The organism is Nocardia brasiliensis (genome assembly GCF_042691675.1).
Classification (GTDB): Bacteria; Actinomycetota; Actinomycetes; order Mycobacteriales; family Mycobacteriaceae; genus Nocardia; species Nocardia brasiliensis_D.
On the sequence record NZ_CP170507.1, the window covers coordinates 839595 to 862686 of the forward strand.

Consider the following 23092-nt stretch of genomic DNA (forward strand, 5'->3'; position numbering starts at 1 on the left):
GGTCTAGGTAGGGGGCGAATTCGTCGCCCGGCACGACCCCGGCTCACCCGAGGTGCCGCCGACCTACGCCGACGGCCTGGTGGTGTGGTTCGCCGACAGTCGCGGCGATCTGTGGCGGCGGTCGCGCACATGGCTCCCGCCGCGCACCGCGCGAGTGAGTGGATAAGACGCGAACCTGGGCGGGCCAGGACCCCTCGTGCACAAGGCCCGCCCAGGAGCGTCGTCAGGCGACGGAATTGAATGGATCGTGCTCGGCGAGCAGCTTTTCCATCCGCGCCTGATCGATGCGACCGTGCACGGTCGCGGCTTCGTGCTGGTCACGCACCACCTTCGCCAAGGTGAAGGTGCTGGTCACCAGGAAGAGCATGGACATGGCCAGAAAGCCCCGCTGCCACATATCCAGTGGCAGGTAACAGATTCCGACGCCCACCCCGAGAAAGCTGACGCCGAACGCGATCGCGGCCTGCGCGATGAACGCCGAGGTGGTTTTCGGCTGTGCGCTGGAAGTGCTCATGGGTAAGAAGTCTGCCGACACGCCTTCGCGCGCAACCGCGTACAACTACTCGAGCGGTCTGGGTAGTTGCCGACCGCCGCCGAAACCCGGCCGATTCAGCGGTGCCGCCGGGCCGCGGCGCCGCCGCTGGGGATGGGCGGCGATGCGCCGCGCGGCGGCCCGGGCAACGCGCCGCCGACCGTACCGGACCGCCATACTGTTCGGGTGCTCGAGACCGCCACCACCCTGACGAAGCTGCGTGCGCGTGGCATCGTGGTTGTGCGGCGCCTGGAAGACATCATCGATCTGAACTACGTCGGGCTCGTCGTCGCGACGGTGTTCTTCGCGCTGTCGGTGACCCCGTCGCTGCTGCCGCGCGATTGGCTGTTCCAGGGGCTGATCAGCGGGATCAACGCCGCGCTCGGCTACGGCGTCGGCTGTGTGCTGGAGTGGCTGTTCCGGTTATGGGTGCGGCCACGGCTGACCAGGATCCCGCCGCCACCCACCTGGGTGCGCTACGCGGTGAAGTCCGCGATCCTGTTCACCGCCGCGGTGACCGCGGCATTGATGCTCGTCCAGTCGGCGCGCTGGCAGCGGGAGATCACCGCGCTGATGGGGATGGCGGGCACGACGACGCCCGCCTACCTGCGCACCGGGTTGCTCAGCCTGGCGGTGGGTGCGGCGGTGGTCGCGGTCTACCGGACGGTGCGCGAGACCATTCGGTTCCTGGCCCGGCTGCTCAACCACTGGGTGCGGGTGCCGAGGGAGCTGGCACCGGCCGCGGGTTTCCTCGTGCTGGTCGTGCTGGCCGTGACCATCTTCAACGGTGTCGCCTCGCGGGCCTTCTTCGCCGTCGCCAACTCGGCGTTCAGCGTGCGCAACGACCACACCTCGGTGAACGCGATCCAACCCGTCCAACCCGAACGCTCCGGCAGCCCCGCCTCGCTGGCCAAATGGGAAACCCTCGGCTACGAGGGCAGATGGTTCGTTTCGCACGGGCCGACCGCGAGCAAGATCGGCGAGGTGACCGGCCGGCCGGCCCGGGAACCGATCCGCGCCTACGTCGGCTTGGAATCGGTCGAGCCGGGCGAGGACCCGGCGGAACTCGCGGCCGCGGAACTCGAGCGGACCGGCGCGTTCGATCGCAAGGTGCTCGTGGTGGTGACCACCACCGGCACCGGTTGGGTGAATGCCATGGCCGCCGGGGCCATCGAGTACATGTACGGCGGCGACAGCGCGATCGTCGCCTCGCAGTACTCGTATCTGCCCAGCGTGCTGTCGTTCCTCGCGGACCGGAGCAAGGCGATGACCGCGGGCCGGGCGATGTTCGACGCGATCCACCGGCACTGGGCGGCGCGGCCGCGAGAGCAGCGGCCGAAGCTGCTGGTGTACGGGGAAAGTCTCGGCTCGCAGGGTTCCGAGGCGGCCTTCGACGGGCTCGCCGATCTGCGGACGAAGGTGGACGGCGCGCTGTGGGTCGGGCCGCCGAACTCGAATCGACTGTGGAAGCAGTTCGTTTCGCGGCGCGATCCCGGCTCACGGGAGATCCAGCCGGTGTACGCCGACGGGCTGGTCGTGCGATTCGCCTCGGACAGTGCCGATCTCGCCCGCCCGTCCACCGAGTGGCGGCCGCCGCGGATCGCCTACCTGCAACACGCGTCCGACCCGATCGTCTGGTGGTCGACGGATCTCATTTTCTCGCAACCGGATTGGCTGTCCGAGCCGCGCGGCGCGGATGTGTCCTCGCAGATGCGCTGGTGGCCGTTCGTCACCTTCTGGCAGGTGGCCGCCGACCTCACCAATGCCCAAGCCGTCACCGATGGGCACGGGCACCGTTACGGAAGTCTCGTGCTCGACGGGTGGGCGGCAATCGCCGCGCCGGCGGATTGGTCCGCCGCCCTGTCCGATCGGGTACGGGCGGAGCTGGAAGTAGCCGAGGATTTCGAGCGGAAGACCAAGTGAGTAGAGCTTCGGAAGCTGTTGTCGCCATTGGTATTCCGTTGGCATGGAGCAATTGGTTGCTGCCCGGGCTCGGACTCGGTGTCCGTGGTAGGACGGCCGCCAATGCGGGATTCGCCACCGCCTACGCGCTCTCCTTCGATGGCAACCCGAACTGGTTCTCGGCGAAGGGATTTCGGTACGGGATCGTCTCCGGCGCGCTTGTTGCCGTCGGTTACGGTGTGGCCCTGGCTATTCCGCCCGTGCGGGAAGGGTTGCGCGAGTTCGCCGATCGCGGGCCGGAGGTGTCCGACGCCGAGTGGATCGCGGTGCACATCCCGATCGGTACTGTCTACAGCGAAGAGATGGTCTTCCGCGCCGCACTGGATCCGTTGCTGGACAATGCTTTCGGCTCCCGTGCTGGATCGCTGCTCGGTGCACTGATATTCGGCCTATGGCATATCCACCCCGCCCGGGCGGCGGGGGAGAGTGTTCCGGTCACTGTTGCCGCCACCGCTGCGGGTGGCTTTGTACTCGGTTGGCTGCGCCGTCGCACCGAAAGCGTCACTGCCCCGGCCTTGCTCCACTTCGCCACCAATGCGGGCGGTGCTATCGCGCCTCGCCTGGCCCGGCTTTTCGGAACCGCGCGCACGCAATCCTGACTGCCCGGCGTCACACCGACGCCCGGGCTCTCCTCGGGTACCTGTAGCCGTCGATCTTCTGGTTCTTCCGCGATCGTTGTCGCTGGCTGTCGTGCTCCTCGTCGCATGGGCTGAGCGCTACAGCAAGCGCACTTGCGCACAGCGTTCCTGGATGCGTACAGTGTTCGCAACAGGAGAACGGCGTACGCGCCAACTGGATCGAGCAGGAGAAACGGCATGTCGAACAACGTGAACTGGGATACCAACGGCGACTGGAAAGTGCGGGGCGACTGGGGCACTACCGACTCGACCGGTCGGGAATTCGCGCTGGCTCGCTGGCAGCAGCGGCTGGACGAACTCCGGGCCGCCAACCATGTGCCCGGTGCGGCGCTGGCGATCCTGGTCGACGGCAAGGTCTACGAAATCGCCAGCGGTGTCCTGCATCGGGGCACGGGCGTGCCGGTCACCACCGACTCGGTGTTCCTGTGTGGCTCGATCGCCAAGGTCTACACCGCGACGTTGATCATGCGGCTCGTCGACGAGGGCAAGCTCGACCTCGACGCGCCGGTCGTCGAGGTACTGCCCGAGTTCGCCACGCCGGATGCGGAAGCCACACAGCAGATCACGGTCCGGCAGTTGCTCAGCCACACCGGCGGTGTGACCAACGACTTCAACTACGACGGCGGCCGCGGTGACAACTGCCTCGCCGAATACGTCCGGGCCGCAGGGGAAGTCGCGCTGGACTGCAAACCGGGCACGGCGATGTCATACGGCAGTCTCGGCTACGTGGTGCTCGGTCGCGTCATCGAGGTGTTGACCGGCAAGACCTTCGACCGAGCCGTCCGGGACTTGCTCGCTGCCCCATTGGGTCTCGACCATCTGGTGACGTTGCCGGAGCAGGCGCTGCGGTTCCGCACCGCGATGAGCCATCTCGGCGCACCGGGCCAGTACCCGGAGCCCGCCCCGGAGTGGGACATCATGCCGCGCTCGGTCGCGCCCGCGGCACGGGTCATCAGCACGGCCGGTGACATGGTGCGATTCGCCCGGATGCACCTGGAGGGTGGTCGCGCCGCCGACGGCACCACCGTGCTGTCCGCCGAATCCGTTGCGGCGATGCAGCATCGAGAGATCGACGTGCCGGACAAGTGGACCGTCAGCGCGGACGGCTGGGGCCTCGGCTGGACGCTGTACGACTGGAACGGCATCAAGGGCTTCGGCCACGACGGTGCCGCGATCGGCCAGTACGGCTACCTGCGGGCCGTCCCCGCGGCCGGTGTCGCCGTCGCGCTGCTTACCAACGGCGGTGGCGCGCGCCAACTTTACGCGACGCTGTTCCGGGAACTGCTCGCCGAACTGGCCGGGGTGCGGATGCCAGAGCCGTTCGGCCCCGCCGTGCCGCCGGTCCCCGTCGACATCGCGCCCTTCGTCGGCACTTACCAGCGGGCGGGCGTCGTCATCACGGTCAGCAAGCAGGACGACGGCTCCGGTCACATGCTGTACGAATTCGTCGACGATATGAAGGACATGTCCCCGCCCTTGAGCATGGAACTCACCCCCGTCTCGGAAACGGTCTTCGCCGCCTCCGGCGCCGGTCCCTCCTTCAGCGAGGACTACATGCCGATCGTCTTCGCGACCCTCGCAGACGGCACCGAGGCCTGCTACGTCGGCATGCGCGCCACCCCGAAACAGCCCGCAGTCGCCAATTGATCCTTCGCGAAAGATGAGGGCCGGGCCACCACCCGGCCCTATCCGCGTGCGGGACCAACACGTGGCAGTCCGGCACGGTGGGCACCGGTAATCTCGGCGACGTGGCGCGACAAACGGTGAGCCCGGCCGAACTCAGGTCGGCGGTGGATGCGGTGAGTGACTGGTTGCGGGACGAGTCGGCACCCGCCCCCACCCGAACCGAACTCGCGGCCGCCGTCCGCACCACCGCCCGAACCCTGGCCGCCTCAGCCCCAGGCCATTCGGTAGAGGTACGCGTCCCCCCGTTCGTCGCAGTCCAATGCATCGAAGGCCCCCGCCACACCCGAGGCACCCCACCCAACGTCGTAGAAACCGACCCCCGCACCTGGCTCCTCCTCGCCACCGGCCTACTCGACTTCACCACCGCCCTAGACTCCGGCGCCCTCACCGCCTCCGGCAGCCGCGCCCCCGAAGTAGCCCGCTGGCTCCCCATCACCCGCCCGACCCCCGACTGAACACGCTGTCAGCGGGGTGCGGCAGTTCCGGTGAGGCGGTCGAGCAAGGCCGCCTTGATGGGTGGGCGGGATCCGAACACCAGCGTGAAAGTCGCTTCGCGCAGCGTGCGTTCGGCCAAGGAGCCCTGGGTGATGGCAGCGCTGCCGGTGGCGGTTACCAGCCCCGCTGCCGCCCGCATCGCCAACTCGGACGCCCGCGCCCGAGCGGCGTACACGTCGAACTGTCCGCCGAGTGCGCTGTCCAATTCCTTGCGAACCAGGACGGATTCGTCGATCAGTGCGCCGGCGTCGATGCCGAGGGCGCCGAGTTCGGCAACGCACCGCCGCACGATGCCGAGTGCGAGCGAGCCGTTGCGCCAAGCGGCGATGATGTAGGACTCGTGGAACGATCGCAGCGACAGGCGTCTGTCCACGTCGGCATCGGGGACGTACACGCTCTCGAAGCTCGCCGTGACGGTCCTGCTCGCGTTCGCGGCGGTCAACGGGATCGGTCGAACCCGCAGCGACGTTGTCTCGACGGCAGGCACGACCGCGCAGATCAGCGACCTCTCGTCGGTCGCATCGCGCGCCGTCACCCCCACGATGTCGATCATGCCCCAGCCGGTGACGAAGGGTGCTGTCCCATCGAGTAGATAGCCACCGTCGGTTCGGCGGGCGATCAGAGCGGGCTTATCGGCGGCGCCCGCGTACGTGACGCCGGACCGTACCCGTCCGTCCCGCATGTCATCGGTGAGCCGTTCGCGCAGTTCCGCATTCGGCGAGGTGCTGATTCGCCGCGCGACCCCGTGATGCTGCGCCCAGACGAAGGCCGTCGCCAAGCAGCCCGCGATCAAGATCTCGCTGACCTCGGTCGACACGGCCGGATTCACGTCGTCGCCCATGGCGATGCCATAGAAGCCCGCCGCGGCGAGCTGATCGAAATGCGCACGCGGTATTGCCGCGGCGGCGTCGACCGGACCCGCCTGTGGGGCGAGGAACTCGTCGGCCAGTCGGTGGGCGTGTTCGATCCACGGCGTCATGTCGACCATCATCCCCGGCCCAGCGGGCCGGATTCGGGTCAGGCGGTCACCCGGTTGCTGCGGTGCAGGCCCTTGCGGTCGTAGAAGCGGGTGATGAGGGCGCCGAAGGTGAGGCCGATGGCGAGGCCGGCGAGGGCCATCCAGACGCCGCGGGCGAGGCCGGACTCGAAGCTGGCGTCGAAGTAGAGGATGGCGCGGATGCCGAGGAAGACCTGGTGCATCGGTTCGAAGGAGGCCAGCCAGCCGAAGTACTGGGGGGTTGCCTCGATCGGGACGGTGCCGCCGGAGGAGGGCAGGCCGAGGATGATGAACAGGATCAGGTTCACCAGCAGGCCCGCCGAGCCGATCGCGGCCAGCGTGGACAGGCCGGTAATGCCGACGGCGATGATGGCGAGCGCGCTGTAGAGGAACAGGGCCAGCGGGTGGTCGATCGGCATATCCAGCGCCTTGCCGACGAGGAGGAAGACCGCCGAGACGATATTCGCGGTCACCACCATGACGCCCCACTTGATCAGCAGCGTGTGGAAGCGGGAGATGGGTGTCGGCGGGTAGTGCACGAACCACGGCCCGTATTCGGTGGGTATGAAGCCGAGTTGGGCGTCGATCATCGTGTGGATGACCATCGCGCCGACCACCCCGGCGAGCAGCAACAGCAGCGCGTAGAAGAACGCGGTGAGCCCTTGGCCGGTGCCGTCGGGCAACGGATGATACTGCTGGACAACAACTTTCACCGGGTCGGCCAGGGCGACCCGGGTGGCGCCGGACAGCTCGGGCGCGGGCGGTCCGCCGGGCTGCGGCTTCAGCTGTTCGGTCACCTGGTCGGTGAGCTGCTTGCCGACCTGCTTGTTCACCTCGGTCAGCGCCTGATTGCCCACCCGGAGCACGATCTGGGTGCCGAACGCGCCGGTGCGCGGATTGGTCTGCAGGGTGATGATCGGGCGCTCCATGTCGCCCGGAATCACACTGCCGACGCCGAGAATGCCGAGTCGTTTGCTGAAATCGCTCGGGATGACGATCGCGCCGTAGACCTCACCGGACTGCATCTGCCGCTCGGCCTCGCTGATGCTGATCACATGCAGGTCGACCTTGTCCGACGGCACCCCTTTCACGAGGGCGTCGGTGATCTGATTCCCGAAATTCACCTGCTGCGCACGATCGGCCGTGCCGATGACATCGCCCACATCTTGGTTCACCAGCGCGATGGGGAAATCGTGCAGATTCTTCTCCGGATCGACGACGTAATCCAGATACATGATGCCGAGCAGAGTCGTCAGGAGGGTGAGCACTCCGATGGGAAACAGCACCATGCGAGTCCATGGTCGGCGCTGCGGTGTCGCCGCTCCGGTGTTCGATCCCGCCCCGCTGCCGGTGTCCGCGCTGTCGGTAGTCGTCACGGCTCGCACCGTAACAGCTGCCGCGCCGACGTCCCGACCCGTCCGCCGCGCCGATTGCTGCTCGTATGCGGTGGCGGTGATCGCGAACGAAGTTTCACCCGTAGAATGAAACGTGCCCCCAGCCCGCCCGAACAGGGAGCAAACGGTGACCAACGCCGAACTGCCGGTCGACAGCCCCATCTCCGATGACAGTGGCTCAGCCGCCACCCCCGATCAGGTCGAGAACGAGCCACGCGAAGAGTGTGGCGTGTTCGGAGTCTGGGCGCCGAGCGAGGACGTGGCGAAGCTCACGTACTACGGCTTGTACGCGCTGCAACACCGCGGGCAGGAGGCGGCGGGCATCGCGGTATCCGACGGTTCGCAGATCTTGGTCTTCAAGGATCTCGGGTTGGTCAGCCAGGTATTCGATGAGCAGACGCTGGCCGCCATGCCGGGCCACATCGCCGTCGGCCACTGCCGCTACTCCACCACCGGCGGCGTGACCTGGGAAAATGCCCAGCCCATCTTCCGCACCACCTCGGTGGGTTCCGGACTTGCCTTGGGCCACAACGGCAATCTGGTGAATACCGCCGAATTGGCCGGTCGCGCACGGGAACTCGGACTCATCGGCGCCACCGTCGCGAACGGCCGCCCGCAGCCGATCGCCGCGACCTCCGACTCCGACGTGATCACCGCGCTGCTCGCGCACGCGTCCGCGGATTCGAGCATCGAGCAGGCGGCGATGGAACTGTTGCCGACGCTGCGGGGCGCGTTCTGCCTGACTTTCATGGACGAGCACACGCTCTACGCCGCCCGCGACCCGCACGGTGTCCGTCCGCTGTGCCTCGGTCGGCTGGACCGTGGCTGGGTTGTTGCCAGCGAAACCGCGGCATTGGACATCGTCGGCGCAGCGTTCGTCCGGGAGATCGAACCCGGCGAACTGTTGGCGATCGATGCCGACGGCGTGCGGTCGATGCGTTTCGCCAACCCCGAGCCCAAGGGCTGCGTCTTCGAGTACGTGTACCTGGCCCGGCCGGACAGCACCATCGCCGGCCGCTCGGTACACGCCACCCGGGTCGAGATCGGCCGCCGCCTGGCCAAGGAGCACCCGGTCGAGGCCGATCTGGTGATCCCGGTGCCCGAATCCGGCACCCCGGCCGCCGTCGGCTACGCACAGGGCTCCGGCGTGCCCTACGGCCAGGGCCTGATGAAGAACGCCTATGTCGGGCGTACCTTCATCCAGCCGAGCCAGACCATCCGTCAGCTCGGCATCCGACTGAAGCTCAACCCGCTGCGCGAGGTCATCCGCGGCAAGCGCCTGATCGTGGTGGACGACTCGATCGTTCGTGGTAACACCCAGCGCGCGCTGATCCGCATGCTGCGCGAGGCGGGCGCGCTGGAGATCCACGTCCGGATCGCGTCGCCGCCGGTGAAATGGCCGTGCTTCTACGGCATCGACTTCGCCTCGCCCGCCGAGTTGATTGCCAACGGCTCGGGCGCCGAAGGCAGTTTCGACGAGATGGTGGAGGGTGTGCGCCGCTCGATCGGTGCCGACACCCTCGGCTACATCTCCACCGAGGGCATGATCGCCGCCACCGAACAACCGCGCTCCCGACTGTGCTGCGCCTGCTTCGACGGCAGCTACCCGATCGCGCTGCCCACCGAGGCGGCCATCGGCAAGAACCTGCTCGAAGGCATGCTCACCGGACAGCCCGAGGCAATGCTGCTGGGCGAGAACGCGAATGCGAGCGCACTGAGCCGTCCGTGATCACGGCTCGTCGATGATTCATCGCCGTCGGTAAATGCCGGTAACCCCGACATCGGTTTCGCGGAGTCGGATGCGGTCCGTCCGCAGCCGTGTCATGGCCAGATATGCCCCGCCGATTCAGGACGCTGAGTCACGCCCGGAACACGGCATGCGTACGGCGGGTCGAGCGCGCGCGTCGCCGGTGCGGGCGGGTTCCTGTCCGGTGACGTGCCATGGCGTCCTCGGGACACCCTCGCTGATGATCTAGTGCAATCCTGGACATTCGTCCGGTGATCCGGCCCCCGTGGTGCGCTATTTGCAACGCCTGCTAACACCCCGGTGATTTTTTCTGTGAAAACGCAACGTGCAGGAAATGGTTCGTGGGTACGGTGCCCGTCAGATCGGAAGTTCATTGTGTCCGCACCGGGCCTGCGATCCAGGACAACGCGGTGCGGCGCTCGAGAAGTGGGGCCCTGATGTTGGTTTCAAGGACACCTGGGGGCCGGACCCGGACGCGAACTATCGCGGCCGTCGGCCTGGCGTCGCTGGTGGCGTCCGCCTTGGCGGGCTGCGGTTCCGGCCGGACCGGTGATGGTGGTGACGGTGGCGGCTTGCTGGCCGGCACCACGGACAAAATCTTCTCGCTCGACCCGGCAGCCGCCTACGACAACGGCTCCCTGGTCGCGGAAACGCAGTTCTATCAGTACGTGCTGAACTTCGCGCCCGGCGACGCGACGCCGAAGCCGGACGCCGCGGAGAAGTGCGAGTTCACCAGCCCGACGGTGTACACCTGCACCATGAAGCCGAACTTGAAGTTCGCCAACGGAAACCCGTTGACCGCCAAGAGCGTCAAGTTCTCCTTCGACCGGCTGGTCAAGATCAACGACCCGAACGGCCCCGCAGCGCTGCTCAACAACCTCGAGAAAACCGATGCCCCGGACGACCGCACCGTCAACTTCACGCTGAAGGTCGCCAACGACCAAACCTTCCCGGCGATCCTGCCGACCCAGGCGGGTCCGATCGTCGACGAAAAGGTGTACGCACCGGACCGGGTGATGGCCGACGAGGAAGTGGTGAAGAACAAGGGCTACTCGGGCCCGTACACCATCGCCAGCTACGACAAGAACAAGCTGGTGGAATACCGGGCGAACCCGGACTACAACGGCATTCTCGGTACACCGAAGACCAAGACGGTGTCGACCAAGTACTACGCCACCACCGACAACATGAAGCTCGACCTGCAGAACGGGTCGCTCGATGTTGCCTACCGTTCGTTGACGCCCACCGATATCGATTCGCTGCGCAACGACAGCAAGGTCACCGTGCACGAGGGCCCCGGCGGTGAGCTGCGGTACATCGTGTTCAACATGAACACCATGCCCGGCGGTACCCCGGAGCAGAAGCTGGCCGTGCGCAAGGCGCTCGCGTCCACGGTCGATCGGGCCGCGCTGGCCAAGAATGTGTACAAGGGGACCTACACGCCGGCGTATTCGTCGGTGCCCCAGGGTGTTCCGGGCGCGACGGAGCCGTTCAAGGAGATCTACGGCGCCGACCCGAGCAAGGAGAAGGCAGCCAAGTTCCTCGCCGACGCGGGCGTCGCGACGCCGGTCGAGCTGAACCTGCAGTACAACCCGGACCACTACGGTTCGAGCAGCTCCGAGGAATACGCCGCGATCAAGTCCCAGCTGGAGGCCAGTGGGCTGTTCCGGGTGAACCTGCAGTCCACCGAATGGGTGAGCTACCAGCGGGAACGGGCGCGCGATTCGTATCCGCTCTACCAATTCGGTTGGTTCCCGGACTTCCCGGACGCCGACAACTACCTGAGCCCGTTCTTCGGCCCGAACAATTTCCTGGAGTCGCACTTCGAGGACCCGAGCATCAACGCCCAGCTGATCGGTCAGGCCACCGAAAGCGACAAGGCCAAGCGGCTCCAGCTGCTCGCCGCGGTGCAGCGCGACCTCGCGCAGAACCACCTGCCGATCGTTCCGCTGTTGTCCGGCAAGCAGATCGCCGTCTCGGGTAAGAACGTGCAGGGAGTGGAGGACACTCTCGACGCTTCGTTCAAGTTCCGTTACACGGTGCTGAGCAAGTGACATCCGGCGAAGCCGGGCCCGGGACGATAGCTGCTCCAGAAACGAAGCCAGCGCCGGCCCGGGCCCGGCGCTTCGGCGTGCCACGGAAAGGGAAGGGCGGGGGCGATTCTCGCCAGCTCGCGCTGCTGCGCTACTTGGGTGTGCGGCTGCTGCTGATTCCGGTGACCGCGTGGATTCTGGTCACCGTCGTGTTCTTCCTGATGCGCGTGGCCGGTGATCCGATCAGCGCTGCCATGGGTGGGCGAATGACCCAGGAGCAGATCGAGATTCGCAAGGAGGCCGCGGGGCTGAACCGGCCGATCCTGTCTCAGTACTGGGAGTACATCACCGGTCTACTGAGCGGGGATTTCGGTAAATCGCAGGACAATCGGCAGATCAGCGAAGTGGTGATGACCTATGGCGCGGCGTCGCTCGAGCTGATGTTCTGGGCGCTGATCGTGGCCTTCGCCGTCGGCGTACCGCTGGGCAGATACGCTGCGACCCGGCGTGATTCACCGACCGATACCGGTCTGCGGTTGTTCGCCATCCTGGCGTACGCGGCGCCGGTGTTCTTCGTCGGCCTGCTGCTCAAGCTGGTCTTCGCGGTGAAGCTGGGCTGGCTGCCGGTGGCGGGCCGGGCCAGCACCAATGTCGAGCTGCAGCTGCAACATGTTTCGCCGAAGACCAACATCATGTTGATCGACGGCATCCTCTACGGCGACGCGGGATATCTGCTCGATGTGCTGGAACACGCTGTGCTACCGGCGATCGCGTTGGGTTTGCTCACTGCCGGGATCTTCTTGCGGCTGGTGCGGATCAACCTGATCCAGACGCTGCGTGCCGACTACGTGGATGCCGCGCGGGCGCGTGGCCTCTCCCAGCGGGTCGTCACCGGACGACATGCCTTCCGCAACGCGATGATTCCGATCGTCACCGTGATGGGCATGCAGATAGCCATGATGCTCGGCGGCGCGGTGCTGACCGAAACCACCTTCGAATGGAAGGGTCTCGGCTATCAGCTCGCGACGTATCTGTCGGCGCGTGACTTCATCGCCGTGCAGGGCATCGTCGCGTTCATCGCGCTGGTCGTCGCTGTGATGAGCTTTTTGGTGGATGCCCTGGTGGCACTGATTGATCCGAGGGTGAGGTTCTGATGACCGCACCGGAATTGCTCAATGAGCCGGTGATCGTGCCGCCGGTACCGCCCGCGGTCCGCCGGGGCGTGCCCGGTCTGCGCTTGTTCTCGATGACCGCCGGGTTGCAGCGGGTGACGCTGATCTTCGGCCTGTCCCTGGTCGCGATCTTCGTGCTCGCGGCGATCTTCGCGCCGCTGATCGCGCCCTACGATTTCGCGCAAAGCGCCGCCGACGGCGTCGATTTCGCGCGGCAGCAGGCGCCGTCGGCGGACCATTGGTTCGGCACCTCGGTGCGCGGCGAGGATGTGTTCTCCCGGGTGATCTTCGGTGCCCGCACCGCGCTGTTCGTGATCGCGATCTCGCTGGTGCTCTCCCTGTTCATCGGCGTGCCGCTCGGCTTGGTGTCCGGCTACATCGGCCGCTGGTTGGACCGCGTGCTGGTGCTGTTCATGGACGCGATGTACGCGTTCCCGACGTTGCTGCTCGCGATCGTCGTGTCCATCGTGGTTTCGGGTGGCCGGTCGACCAGTTTCGGCGGCGTGCTGTCGGCGGCGGTGGCGATCACGGCCGTCTTTGTGCCGCAATACTTCCGGGTGGTGCGCAACGCCACCATCGCGGTGAAGAACGAACCGTACGTGGACGCCGCCCGGGTCACCGGCGCGTCCACCACGCGAATCCTGTTCCGGCACATCTTCGCCAACGTCACCCAGTCGCTGCCGGTGATCGTCACTCTGAACGGGTCCGAAGCCATCCTCACCCTGGCCGGGCTCGGCTTCCTCGGGTTCGGTATCGAGCCGACCCAGGCCGCCGAGTGGGGCTACGACCTGAACAAGGCCCTGTCCGATGTCTCCAACGGCATCTGGTGGACCGGCATCTTCCCCGGTTTCGCCATCGTGCTCGTGGTGCTCGGCATGACCCTGGTCGGCGAGAGCCTGAACGAGGTGCTCAACCCGATTCTGCGTACCCGCCGCTCGGTCGCGGCGGCGCCCGGCGACGCGATCACCGTCGCCGGCATCGAAGTCGCCCCGACCGAACTCGAGAGTGCCACCGACACCGCCGATGTCGAGTCCGCGGGCACGAAGCCCGCCGGAAACGATGTCGATCTGGTGAAGGACGGCACTGCCGGGAAGGAGACCACATGATCAACTCATCCGCGGTGGCCGACCGGAGCGAACCGGCGCTGTCCATCGAATCGCTGTCGGTCACCTTCGCCACCGACGCCGGGCCCGTCTACGCGGTCTCCGACGTCTCCTACGAGGTGTTCCCGGGCGAGGTGCTCGCCATTGTCGGCGAGTCCGGTTCCGGCAAGTCGGTGAGCTCGCGCACCGCGATGGGATTGCTGCCGCAGACCGCGCGGGTGCGCGGTCTGGTCACCCTCGGCACCGAGACCATCACCTCGATGAACGAGCGGCAGTTGACCGCGGTGCGCGGCGGTGCCATCTCGATGGTGTTCCAGGAGCCCGGGCTCGCGCTCGACCCGCTGTTCACCGTCGGCTTCCAGATCGGCGAGGCGCTACGCGCGCATTCGGAGATGAGCAAGAAGGACGCCAAAGCGCGCGCGATCGAACTGCTGCGCATGGTCGGCCTGCCCGACCCCGAGCATCGGGTGAACTATTACCCGCACCAGCTCTCCGGCGGCCAGAAGCAACGCGTGGTGATCGCCATCGCGATCGCCTGCGAGCCGAAGGTGATCATCGCCGACGAGCCGACCACGGCGCTCGACGTGACGGTGCAGGCGGAGATCCTCGAGCTGTTGCGTGACCTACGCGACCGGATCGGCAGCGCCATCGTGCTGATCACACACAACATGGGCGTGGTGGCCGACCTGGCCGACCGCGTGGTGGTGATGCGCAACGGCAGGGTGGTCGAGCAGGCGCCGGTGGACGAGTTGTTCGCCAGCCCCAAGGCGGACTACACCCGGGCACTGCTCGCGGCCGTTCCGCACCTCGGCACCGAGCAGCTGGCGCACGGCCCGGCCGAAGAGGTCGCGCCGTCCGCCGAGCCGGTGCTCGAGGTGTGCGATCTGGTGGTCGAGTTCCCGGGCTCCTTCGGCAGGCCGCCGTTCCGCGCGGTCGACGACGTGAACATCCGGATCGGGCCCGGTGAAACCCTCGGCCTGGTCGGCGAATCCGGTTCGGGCAAGTCGACCATCGGCCGCTGTGTCGCCGCGCTGCAACGGCCGACCTCGGGCGTGGTGAAGGTGCGCGGACAGGACATCGCTGGATTGTCCGGGCGCAAGCTGCGGCCGATCCGGCGGCGCTTCGGGTTCGTGTTCCAGGACCCGGCCAGCTCGCTGAATCCGCGGCTCACCGTCGGTGAGTGTGTCGCGGAGCCGCTGATCGTGCACAAGATGGGCAGCTCCGCGGAGATCAAAGCGCGGGTGCGCAAACTGCTCGACGATGTGCAACTGCCGGAGGGCACCGAGCGGCGGTATCCGCACGAGTTGTCCGGTGGTCAGCGCCAGCGCGCGAGTCTGGCCAGGGCCTTGGTCCTGGACCCGGATCTGCTGGTCGCCGACGAGCCGACCAGCGCGCTGGACGTCTCCGTGCAGGCCGCGGTGCTGGAACTGTTCGGGCAGCTACAGCGCGAATGTGGTTGGGCCTGCCTGTTCATCAGTCACGACCTCGCGGTGGTCGATCAGCTGGCCGACCGAATCGTGGTGCTGCGCAATGGTGGGGTCGTCGAGCAGGGTGATCGGGATCGCATCCTGCGCGCTCCGCAGCAGGAGTACACACAGCGTCTGGTGGCCGCGGTACCGGTGCCCGATCCGGTGGAGCAGCGCAGACGCCGCGCGGAGACCGCGGCTTTGTTCGCCACCGACGCGGCGGGCTGATTGTCGCACTATGGTTCGGGCCGCTCGATTGTCAAGAGTGCGAGCCAATACCGGTGCGGGGTTGTTATCGCGTTCCGGTAGCGTGAGCAGGCATCTATCCGCCGATTCGGTTTGGAGCTTTCCCCGAAAATGACTGAACAGACCCCCAGTGGTGGTGCCTCCTACGCCGCGGCAGGCGTGGATATCGAGGCAGGTGACCGCGCAGTCGAGTTGTTCGGGCCATTGGCGAAGAAGGCGAGCCGACCCGAGGTCCAAGGTGGCCTCGGCGGGTTCGCCGGACTGTTCGCGCTCAAGGGTGGCTATCGCGAACCGCTGCTGGCCGCTTCCACCGACGGGGTCGGCACCAAGATCGCGGTAGCGCAGGCGATGGACAAGCACGACACCGTCGGCCTCGACCTGGTCGCGATGGTCGTCGACGATCTCGTCGTGTGCGGCGCCGAGCCGCTGTTCCTGCAGGACTACATCGCCATCGGCAAGGTCGTGCCGGAGAAGGTCGCCGAACTCGTCTCCGGCATCGCCGAGGGCTGTGTCCGGGCCGGTTGCGCGTTGCTCGGCGGCGAGACCGCCGAGCATCCCGGCCTGATGGACCCGGACGACTACGACCTGTCCGCCACCGGTGTCGGCGTGGTGGAGGCCGACGCGGTCCTCGGCCCCGACCGGGTGCGTCCCGGTGACGTGGTGATCGCGATGGGCTCGTCCGGCCTGCACTCCAACGGTTACAGTCTGGCCCGCAAGGTGCTGCTCGACATCGACCGGATGTCCCTCACCGGGCATGTCGAGGAGTTCGGCCGCACCCTCGGCGAGGAACTGCTGGAGCCGACCCGGATCTACGCCAAGGACTGCCTCGCCCTGATCGCCGAAACCGACGTGCGCACCTTCGCCCACGTCACCGGCGGCGGACTCGCCGCCAACCTCGGCCGAGTGCTGCCCGCAGGCATGGTGGCCGAACTGGATCGCGGCACCTGGAACCCGGCGCCGGTCTTCAAGATGATCGCCCAGCGCGGCCGGGTCGAACGCGTCGAAATGGAGAAAACGTTCAACATGGGCGTCGGCATGGTAGCCATCGTCGCCCCCGAAGACGTCGACCGAGCCCTGGCCGTCCTGACAGCGCGCCACATCGAATGCTGGACCCTCGGCACCGTCAAGAAGGCAAAGGACGCCGACGCCCTACGCGCCGTCCTGGTAGGCGAACACCCGCGGTTCTGACCCACCCCACCCACCCACGACAGCGCGAGTCTTACGAGCGCCGTTCGCGGCCCGTCTCACGTCCGCGCGAAGGCGCGGCTCATGGAACTCAGCCGAGTGGCCGAAGCGCATGCGCCGCAGGCGCGAGTCTCGGCCACTCGGAAGCGAGGCCCACCCGTCGCCCGACCACCGCCCCTCACCGAATCGCTACGCGATGCTGACATTTACGGGCCGCGAACACGCCGCGGCCACGCGGCCAAAAACACCGGGCGAACACGCAGCGCGCCCGCGCGGCCGATAACTCACCGCCGCGAACCAGCGCCCCCGCGCGGCCAAACACCCAGCGCCGTGCGGCCAACAGCACAAGCGTCCCGCATCTCAACGATGCGGGACGCTGGTGCGTTGTAAGCCTTTTCGGCGGTATCCGTCAACGCGCGGCAACGCCTGAAGGGGGAGGCACGTCCACCTCCCCCTTCAGACGTTGCTCCGAGTCAGCGGCGCCAGTCGTCGTAGTCGTCCTCTTCCCACTTGGATGAGGACTTGTCCGCGTCGTGCTCATCGGACAGCACACCACTCCGTTGAGAGTTGGGGCTTCCCGAAAGCTCGCGCTGAAGGCTCGCGAAGTCGCTCGGCGGGCTGCTGTATTTCAGCTCGCGTGCGACCTTGGTCTGCTTTGCCTTAGCCCGGCCACGGCCCATGGCTGACCCCCTCGCGTCACTGCGGGGCGGCCTGGGGTTTGGTTGGCGGCCCCGTTCGAATTAATACTCTTCCTGACAGACACTTTAGCGTGTGTCCGGCGGTCTCGCTTCCAGGAGTGGGTGAAGAACTCCTGAAGAGGTTCCGTTTGCCCGGTTGTCGCCCTCGGCCGGTCCGGCTAGAGCACCCCGGGGATCGCGCGAATCACGCCGACCCGGGCGCCGCCACCGAGCACCGCGGGGGCCGCGAGCTCCGCGTGCGCGTCGGTCCAGTCCACTCCGATCCGGTGCAAAATGGCCAGCGTCAGGGGCATTCGGGCACGGTCGTGCCCGTCGTCGATCTTGTATGCGAACGCCGTTCCGTCGGGCAGCGCACCGGCGTGCACACCGTCCGCGCCGATCTTGCAGACCAGTCCCGGGGTGGCCTGCATGGCCAGTAGATCGGGTGCGTTGGTGCCGGAAATCACTCGCGGATGGGCGCGGATGGCGTCGGCGACCCGGCGCTCCGGCGCGTCGGGCGCGGCCGTCGCCATGGTCGCGAACACCCGGGCGAGGTTGACCAGCGAGACCGGAATGATCGGCAGGCCACAACCATCGATGCCGAGATCGGTCTCCGGTTCGCCGGTGAGATCGGCGACCGTGGCGATGATCGCCTGCTGCAACGGATGTGCCTCGTCCAGATAGCCTTCGGTCGGCCAGCCGTTGATCGCACAGGTCGCCAGCATCGCGGCGTGCTTGCCCGAACAGTTCATGTAGATCCGGCGCGGTTCCTGCGAACCCGAGAGCACGGCCGCGCGCGCCTTGTCGTCGACCGGTAGATCCGGCGGGCATTCCAGCGACTTCTCATCGAAACCGAAGCGGTCGAGCAGCCGGCGCACCAGTGCGACGTGATCCGGCTCGCCGTAGTGCGATGCGGTCGCGATGGCCAACTCGGCGTCGTCGAGCGGCTCGAATCCGTGCCGCAGCAGGGTGATCGCCTGCATGGGCTTGTTGGTGGAGCGCGGGAAGATCGGCAGGTGCACCTCGCCGAGTTCGAGCATCGGCTCGCCCTGGGGATCGAGGATGACCGCCGAGCCGCGGTGCACGCACTCGCGGAAGCCGGAGCGGACTACTTCGACCAGTTCCACACTCACAGTTGCGCTCCCATGTCGAGTTCGGCGCCACGTCGAGTGGCCGGATTCTTCGCGTGCCTGCGGGCATGGCGTTCGATCTGCATCCGCACGTCGTCGGAGATGGTCGGCTCCGCCGTGAGCAGGGTCTCCAGCAGCTCCGGGTCGTGACCGGTGAACAGGTCGCGGACGGTGATGCCGTGGTCGGGGACGTGCACCACCGACACCTCGTCGCCGGCGCCGATCGTGCCCTCGGTCAGCACCCGCAGGTACGCGCCGGTGTCGCTTTGCCGCGCGAAGCGCTTGACCCACTGGGCTTCTCCGCTCCAGTGCTGAAAGGTGGCGCACGGCACCCGGGGCGCGCTCACCTCGAGCAGGGTGTCGCCGATGGCCCAGCGGGCGCCGAACACCGCGTCGCTGACCGGAAGCCCGGCGATGCGCAGGTTCTCGCCGAACCAACCCGCGGGCAGCTCTCGATCGAGTTCGCTGCCCCAGCGCCGGGCATCCTCCTCGGCGTAGGCGTAGACCGCCTGGTGCACGCCGCCATGATGCTTGACGTCGCACACGTGGTCTCCGTCCAGGCCGAGGGTGCGCACCGGCACCCGGCCCGGCTGCGGCCGCTTGTCGATCGCGGTCCGGCCGACCCTGGTCGGCACTTCGAGCTCGGCATGCACCACACACACGGCCAGCACCTGGCCGCTATCACCGCGTCGCATCAGCGCCCGCGAAGCCGATCGACCGCGAGCCGACCGGCCTGCGGTGCGTCGTTGACCGGCACCGAATCGGGGTCGATGGCGGCGGCGGTGGGTCCGGCGGTCAGCGCGGTGTCCGCCGGGACGGTGCGTTTGATCAGGGCGAGCGCGATCGGCCCGAGTTCGTAGTGGTCGATGACGGTGCCGAGGCGGCCGACCGTGCGGCCGCCCGCGGTGATGTCGTCGCCGATCGCGGGGCGCTCGTCGGCCGAACCGTCCAGATGCAACAGCACCAGATGGCGCGGCGGCTTGCCGAGATTGTGCACCCGCGCCACGGTTTCCTGGCCGCGATAGCAACCTTTGTCCAAATGAACCGCGCCGTACTCGGTCACCCCACCGATCCATCGTGCCTCGTGCGGGATGGTCCGTTCGTCGGTGTCCAGTCCGATCCGCGGCCGCACCGCGGCGACCCGCAGTGCCTCGAAGGCCCACATGCCCGCGGGTTCGGCGCCGGCCTCGGTCAGCCGGGTCCACCATTCGGTGAGCTGTGCGCGCGGGATCAATAGATCGAACGAGTCCGCGGTCGGCCACGGCATCCGGCGCACGAAGCCGCCGCCGGGCAGTGCCACCGCCTGGTAGGTGCCGGGCAGGCCCGCGACGCCGAGCGTCGCAAGCACTTCGGCGACCTTCGGTCCGAGCAGGCTCAGCACCGCGTACTCGGCCTCGGTCGGCTGCGCGTCGGCCCAGAAGACCATCTTCCGCAGGAAGTCCAGCAGCGCCGGGCCGCGGTCGCCCTCGGTGTCGATCCAGACGGTGGCAGCCAGTTCGGTGAGCACGAAGTGGTTCAGCACCCGGCCGTTGAGATCGAGGTCGAGGTTCTCCGCCGACTGCCCGTCGCCGAGCTCGGCGATGTGCTGGCTGGTGATGGTATGCAACCAGGTCAGCCGTTCGGCGCCGGTGATGTTCAGGACGAAACGGTGCGAGCGATCGACCACCGCCGCGCGTTCCACCGCGGCGCGCTGTTCACCGAGTGGATCACCGTAGTGCCACGCGACGGCGGCGTCGGGTGACTCCGGCGCTCCCGCGACGGCTCCCGAAACAGCGAGGACAGGGCTGGGCGCAACGACCACGGACACGTTTCCACTGTAGGCGGGGCCGGAGTCGGGTGTCCGAACCGGGGCTCCGGGGAGCCCTTCGCGATGTCCGGTGCGAGACGTCGGACCGACTCCCGAGTGAACCTCTAGCAGCGGGCGGTAAAAGATGCCGCGAAGTCTGCCGTGACGTAGGCGCGGCGAAGCAACACCGCCTACTCTCGACGCATGGTAGATCGGGTTCTTGTCTCACTCGACGGCGCGGTCCGGGATCCGGACGCGCCGTTGTTGTATGCCGACGATATCGGTGTATTGCGCGGCGACGGTATTTTCGAAACGGTGCTGGTGCGCGCGGGGAACGCGTGCGCGATCGAATTTCATCTAGGCAGGCTGCGTCGTTCGGCGCAGGCGTTGGATCTACCCGAGCCCGAACTGGGGCGGTGGCGGGAGGCGGTCGAGCGGGCCGCGAAGGAGTGGGGCAGCGACCGCGAAGGGTTGATGCGGCTGGTGCTCACCCGGGGGCGCGACTCCGAGCTATCGGGGGTGGCCGAGAAGGTGACGACCGGTGATCTCGCGGCCGCCGTGCCGGTGCCGACCGCCTACGTGCTGGTGCTGCCGGTGCCGGCTCGGGTGCAGAAGGCGCGGACCGAAGGCGTTGCGGTGGTGACCCTCTCGCGCGGCATCTCGATCGACCTGGCGCAGGCGGCGCCGTGGCAGTTGCTCGGCGCCAAGACGTTGTCCTACGCGTCCAACATGGCGGCGCTGCGGTTCGCGGCGCGGATGGGCGCCGACGACGTGATCTTCACCAGCACCGAGAACCGGGTGCTGGAGGGGCCGCGCTCGTCGGTGGTGATCGCGCGGGACAAGCAGCTGATCACGCCGCCCGCGAAGAACGGTGTACTGCCGGGAGTCACCCAGCGCGCCTTGTTCATCGAGGCGGAGAAGGCCGGGTGGGAGTGTATCTACAAGTCGCTGTTCACCGCCGACCTGCTCACCTGCGACAGCGTGTGGATGCTGTCCAGCGTTTCGCTGGCGGCGCGGGTGAATTCGCTGGATGGGCTGCGGATGTCGGCGCCGGACAACGCGCAGGAGATCATCGATCTGGTCGATCGCGGCATCGAGCGGGCGGGCGCCGTACACGAGTGGTGACGGGTCCGGTGGCGACCTGATCTGCCAGGGCCCGCGCGGTGGCGACCCGCCTCGTGATCTGCGTCCTACTCGCCCGGCCGCATGGCGGTTGTGAGCTCGGGAAACCGCTGCTGAGGGCCTGACGGCCCGGTGTGTCGTGGCGTAGGACTCATTGTTGGAACCGGCCTCCGACGTAGTATTACTACGTCACGTCGTAGACGACTAGGAGGCCGGGTTGAACGCGCTCGACATCTCGCGGTGGCAGTTCGGCATCACGACGGTCTACCACTTCCTGCTGGTGCCGCTGACCATCGGTCTCGCGCCGTTGGTCGCCGCCATGCAGACGGCGTGGGTGATCACCGGGAAGGAGCATTGGCTCCGGCTGACCAAGTTCTTCGGCAAGCTGTTCCTGATCAACTTCGCGCTCGGCGTCGCCACTGGCATCGTGCAGGAGTTCCAGTTCGGAATGAACTGGAGCGAGTACTCCCGCTTCGTCGGTGACGTATTCGGCGCGCCGCTCGCGCTGGAAGGCCTGGTGGCCTTCTTCATGGAATCGACCTTCCTCGGGCTGTGGATCTTCGGCTGGTCCCGGCTGCCGAAACTGGCGCACCTCGCGGCGATCTGGATGGTGGCCATCGGCGTCAACGCCTCGGCGTACTTCATCGTCGCCGCGAACTCGTTCATGCAGCATCCGGTCGGGGCGCGATTCAACCCGGAGACCGGACGCGCCGAGCTCGAGAGCATCGTCGCGCTGCTCACCAACAACACGCTGCTGGCCGCCTTTCCGCACGTCGTCGCCGGATCCTTTTTGACCGCAGGTACTTTCGTGGCCGGCATCGCGGGCTGGTGGATGGTGCGCAACGCGCGCAGCGGCGACCCGGACAAGCTCGCCGAGGCGCGCAGCATGTGGCGTCCCGCGGCCCGGGTGGGCATGGTGCTCAGTGTGGTGTCGATGGCCGCGCTGGTGTACACCGGCGACGTCCAGGGCAAGCTGATGTTCGAGCAGCAGCCGATGAAGATGGCCTCGGCGGAATCGTTGTGCCACACCGCGACCGACCCGGAGTTCTCCGTACTCACCGTGGGCACGCACAACAACTGCGACAGCGTCACCCACGTCATCGACGTACCCGGCGTGTTGCCGTGGCTGGCCAAGGGCCAATTCAGCGGAGTCACCCTGGATGGCGTCGTCGATCTGCAGAAGACGTACAACGAGCGGTACGGCGTCGGTGATTACCGGCCGAATCTCTTTGTCACCTACTGGTCGTTCCGGGCGATGATCGGCCTGTCGGCCGGTTCGATGCTGCTGGCGCTCGCCGGGCTGTGGTTCACCCGGCGCGGCCGGGTGCCCGACCAGCGCTGGTTCTCCTGGCTGAGTCTGCTGGCCATTCCGACGCCGTTCCTGGCCAACAGCGCGGGCTGGGTGTTCACCGAAATGGGCAGGCAGCCATGGATTGTCGCGCCGAACCCGACGGGAGATCTCGCGCTGCGACTGACCGTGCAGGAGGGCGTCTCGAACCATTCGGCAGGCGTGGTGCTCTTTTCGCTGATCGTCTTCACGCTGGTGTACGGCGCGCTCGCGGTCGTGTGGTTCTACCTGATGCGGCGCTACGTGATCCACGGACCGGATCCGGCCAAGCCCGCCGCCGTCGACGTCGAGCCGGACGATACCGGCGGTCCGGATCGGCATCGCTCCGAAGAGCCTGCCGTCGAACAACTTTCGTTCGCCTACTAGGAGCCGA

Annotated in this window: 18 protein-coding genes and 2 pseudogenes; 13 read left to right on the top strand and 7 right to left on the bottom strand. The window is 67.3% G+C overall.

The features are described 5' to 3' along the window. Positions 1-28: 28 nt before the first annotated feature. Positions 29-166: pseudogene (locus tag ACFK0J_RS04310) on the top strand (hypothetical protein); the annotation flags it as partial. 57 nt (positions 167-223) lie between these two features. On the opposite strand, the gene ACFK0J_RS04315 reads toward ACFK0J_RS04310, so the two are convergent. Continuing rightward, positions 224-514: a YiaA/YiaB family inner membrane protein gene (locus tag ACFK0J_RS04315; protein WP_378736781.1), complete on the bottom strand. Its 291-nt coding sequence runs from the start codon at positions 512-514 to the stop codon at positions 224-226. Between the two features lie 204 nt (positions 515-718). On the opposite strand from ACFK0J_RS04315, the gene ACFK0J_RS04320 reads away from it, so the two are divergent. From ACFK0J_RS04320 to ACFK0J_RS04335, 4 genes are all read left to right on the top strand, one after another. Next, complete coding sequence (locus tag ACFK0J_RS04320; RefSeq protein WP_378736783.1) at positions 719-2455, top strand: alpha/beta hydrolase; 1737 nt, start codon at positions 719-721, stop codon at positions 2453-2455. Next, positions 2452-3093 carry a CPBP family intramembrane glutamic endopeptidase gene (locus tag ACFK0J_RS04325; protein WP_378736785.1) on the top strand — a complete coding sequence of 214 codons (642 nt, stop codon included), beginning with the start codon at positions 2452-2454 and terminating at the stop codon, positions 3091-3093. The genes ACFK0J_RS04320 and ACFK0J_RS04325 overlap by 4 nt, the downstream gene beginning before the upstream one ends. Positions 3094-3309: 216 nt before the next feature. After that, positions 3310-4779, top strand: a complete 1470-nt coding sequence (locus ACFK0J_RS04330) for a serine hydrolase domain-containing protein (protein ID WP_378736786.1) — start codon at positions 3310-3312, stop codon at positions 4777-4779. A gap of 101 nt (positions 4780-4880) precedes the next feature. Further along, entirely contained in the window at positions 4881-5273 is a 393-nt protein-coding gene (locus tag ACFK0J_RS04335; protein WP_378736788.1) for a sterol carrier family protein, read from the top strand. 8 nt (positions 5274-5281) lie between these two features. Here the strand turns inward: ACFK0J_RS04335 and ACFK0J_RS04340 are convergent, their stop codons facing one another. Next, the gene (locus ACFK0J_RS04340; protein WP_378736790.1) at positions 5282-6292 is read right to left on the bottom strand and encodes an acyl-CoA dehydrogenase family protein; all 1011 of its coding nucleotides are present in this window, start codon (positions 6290-6292) and stop codon (positions 5282-5284) included. A gap of 38 nt (positions 6293-6330) precedes the next feature. Further along, on the bottom strand, positions 6331-7599 hold the full coding sequence (locus ACFK0J_RS04345) for a YhgE/Pip domain-containing protein (RefSeq protein ID WP_378742623.1): 1269 nt from the start codon (positions 7597-7599) through the stop codon (positions 6331-6333). A gap of 232 nt (positions 7600-7831) precedes the next feature. Between ACFK0J_RS04345 and purF the strand changes: the two genes are divergently transcribed. The 6 genes and pseudogenes from purF (at position 7832) to purM (ending at position 16659) form a co-directional block, all read left to right on the top strand. After that, positions 7832-9433 carry an amidophosphoribosyltransferase gene (gene purF / locus ACFK0J_RS04350; protein ID WP_378736792.1) on the top strand — a complete coding sequence of 534 codons (1602 nt, stop codon included), beginning with the start codon at positions 7832-7834 and terminating at the stop codon, positions 9431-9433. Positions 9434-9888: 455 nt separating this feature from the next. Then, the gene (locus ACFK0J_RS04355) at positions 9889-11505 is read left to right on the top strand and encodes an ABC transporter substrate-binding protein (protein WP_378736794.1); all 1617 of its coding nucleotides are present in this window, start codon (positions 9889-9891) and stop codon (positions 11503-11505) included. 122 nt (positions 11506-11627) lie between these two features. Further along, positions 11628-12638 carry an ABC transporter permease gene (locus tag ACFK0J_RS04360; RefSeq protein WP_246634676.1) on the top strand — a complete coding sequence of 337 codons (1011 nt, stop codon included), beginning with the start codon at positions 11628-11630 and terminating at the stop codon, positions 12636-12638. Positions 12639-12730: 92 nt separating this feature from the next. Next, a pseudogene (locus ACFK0J_RS04365) lies at positions 12731-13591 on the top strand (ABC transporter permease); the annotation flags it as partial. Between the two features lie 167 nt (positions 13592-13758). Continuing rightward, on the top strand, positions 13759-15453 hold the full coding sequence (locus ACFK0J_RS04370; RefSeq protein WP_378736796.1) for an ABC transporter ATP-binding protein: 1695 nt from the start codon (positions 13759-13761) through the stop codon (positions 15451-15453). A 129-nt stretch (positions 15454-15582) separates the two neighbouring features. Further along, entirely contained in the window at positions 15583-16659 is a 1077-nt protein-coding gene (gene purM / locus ACFK0J_RS04375; protein ID WP_378736798.1) for a phosphoribosylformylglycinamidine cyclo-ligase, read from the top strand. 470 nt (positions 16660-17129) lie between these two features. Here purM and ACFK0J_RS04380 read toward each other — a convergent pair whose 3' ends face one another. From ACFK0J_RS04380 to ACFK0J_RS04395, 4 genes are all read right to left on the bottom strand, one after another. Continuing rightward, on the bottom strand, positions 17130-17336 hold the full coding sequence (locus tag ACFK0J_RS04380; protein ID WP_107653982.1) for a DUF3073 domain-containing protein: 207 nt from the start codon (positions 17334-17336) through the stop codon (positions 17130-17132). Between the two features lie 176 nt (positions 17337-17512). After that, positions 17513-18466 carry an asparaginase gene (locus tag ACFK0J_RS04385; RefSeq protein ID WP_378736800.1) on the bottom strand — a complete coding sequence of 318 codons (954 nt, stop codon included), beginning with the start codon at positions 18464-18466 and terminating at the stop codon, positions 17513-17515. Further along, the gene (locus tag ACFK0J_RS04390; RefSeq protein ID WP_378736802.1) at positions 18463-19158 is read right to left on the bottom strand and encodes an MOSC domain-containing protein; all 696 of its coding nucleotides are present in this window, start codon (positions 19156-19158) and stop codon (positions 18463-18465) included. Before ACFK0J_RS04390 ends, ACFK0J_RS04385 begins: the two co-directional genes overlap by 4 nt. Then, a complete protein-coding gene (locus ACFK0J_RS04395; protein WP_378736804.1) occupies positions 19158-20270 on the bottom strand; it encodes a YgfZ/GcvT domain-containing protein in 1113 nt (370 codons plus the stop codon). Before ACFK0J_RS04395 ends, ACFK0J_RS04390 begins: the two co-directional genes overlap by 1 nt. Positions 20271-20453: 183 nt before the next feature. Between ACFK0J_RS04395 and ACFK0J_RS04400 the strand changes: the two genes are divergently transcribed. Together ACFK0J_RS04400 and ACFK0J_RS04405 are read left to right on the top strand one after the other, a co-directional pair. Continuing rightward, positions 20454-21374, top strand: a complete 921-nt coding sequence (locus ACFK0J_RS04400; protein ID WP_378736805.1) for an aminodeoxychorismate lyase — start codon at positions 20454-20456, stop codon at positions 21372-21374. 214 nt (positions 21375-21588) lie between these two features. Next, positions 21589-23085 carry a cytochrome ubiquinol oxidase subunit I gene (locus ACFK0J_RS04405; protein WP_378736806.1) on the top strand — a complete coding sequence of 499 codons (1497 nt, stop codon included), beginning with the start codon at positions 21589-21591 and terminating at the stop codon, positions 23083-23085. The last annotated feature ends 7 nt before the right edge of the window (positions 23086-23092 follow it).

Bases quoted from the DNA above. Each gene is read 5' to 3' on its own strand.
- ACFK0J_RS04380 (WP_107653982.1), bottom strand. From the start codon at position 17,336: ATGGGCCGTGGCCGGGCTAAGGCAAAGCAGACCAAGGTCGCACGCGAG.
- ACFK0J_RS04315 (WP_378736781.1), bottom strand. From the start codon at position 514: ATGAGCACTTCCAGCGCACAGCCGAAAACCACCTCGGCGTTCATCGCG.
- ACFK0J_RS04400 (WP_378736805.1), top strand. From the start codon at position 20,454: ATGGTAGATCGGGTTCTTGTCTCACTCGACGGCGCGGTCCGGGATCCG.
- ACFK0J_RS04390 (WP_378736802.1), bottom strand. From the start codon at position 19,158: ATGCGACGCGGTGATAGCGGCCAGGTGCTGGCCGTGTGTGTGGTGCAT.
- ACFK0J_RS04355 (WP_378736794.1), top strand. From the start codon at position 9,889: ATGTTGGTTTCAAGGACACCTGGGGGCCGGACCCGGACGCGAACTATC.
- ACFK0J_RS04370 (WP_378736796.1), top strand. From the start codon at position 13,759: ATGATCAACTCATCCGCGGTGGCCGACCGGAGCGAACCGGCGCTGTCC.
- ACFK0J_RS04340 (WP_378736790.1), bottom strand. From the start codon at position 6,292: ATGACGCCGTGGATCGAACACGCCCACCGACTGGCCGACGAGTTCCTC.
- purM (WP_378736798.1), top strand. From the start codon at position 15,583: ATGACTGAACAGACCCCCAGTGGTGGTGCCTCCTACGCCGCGGCAGGC.
- ACFK0J_RS04345 (WP_378742623.1), bottom strand. From the start codon at position 7,599: ATGGTGCTGTTTCCCATCGGAGTGCTCACCCTCCTGACGACTCTGCTC.
- ACFK0J_RS04330 (WP_378736786.1), top strand. From the start codon at position 3,310: ATGTCGAACAACGTGAACTGGGATACCAACGGCGACTGGAAAGTGCGG.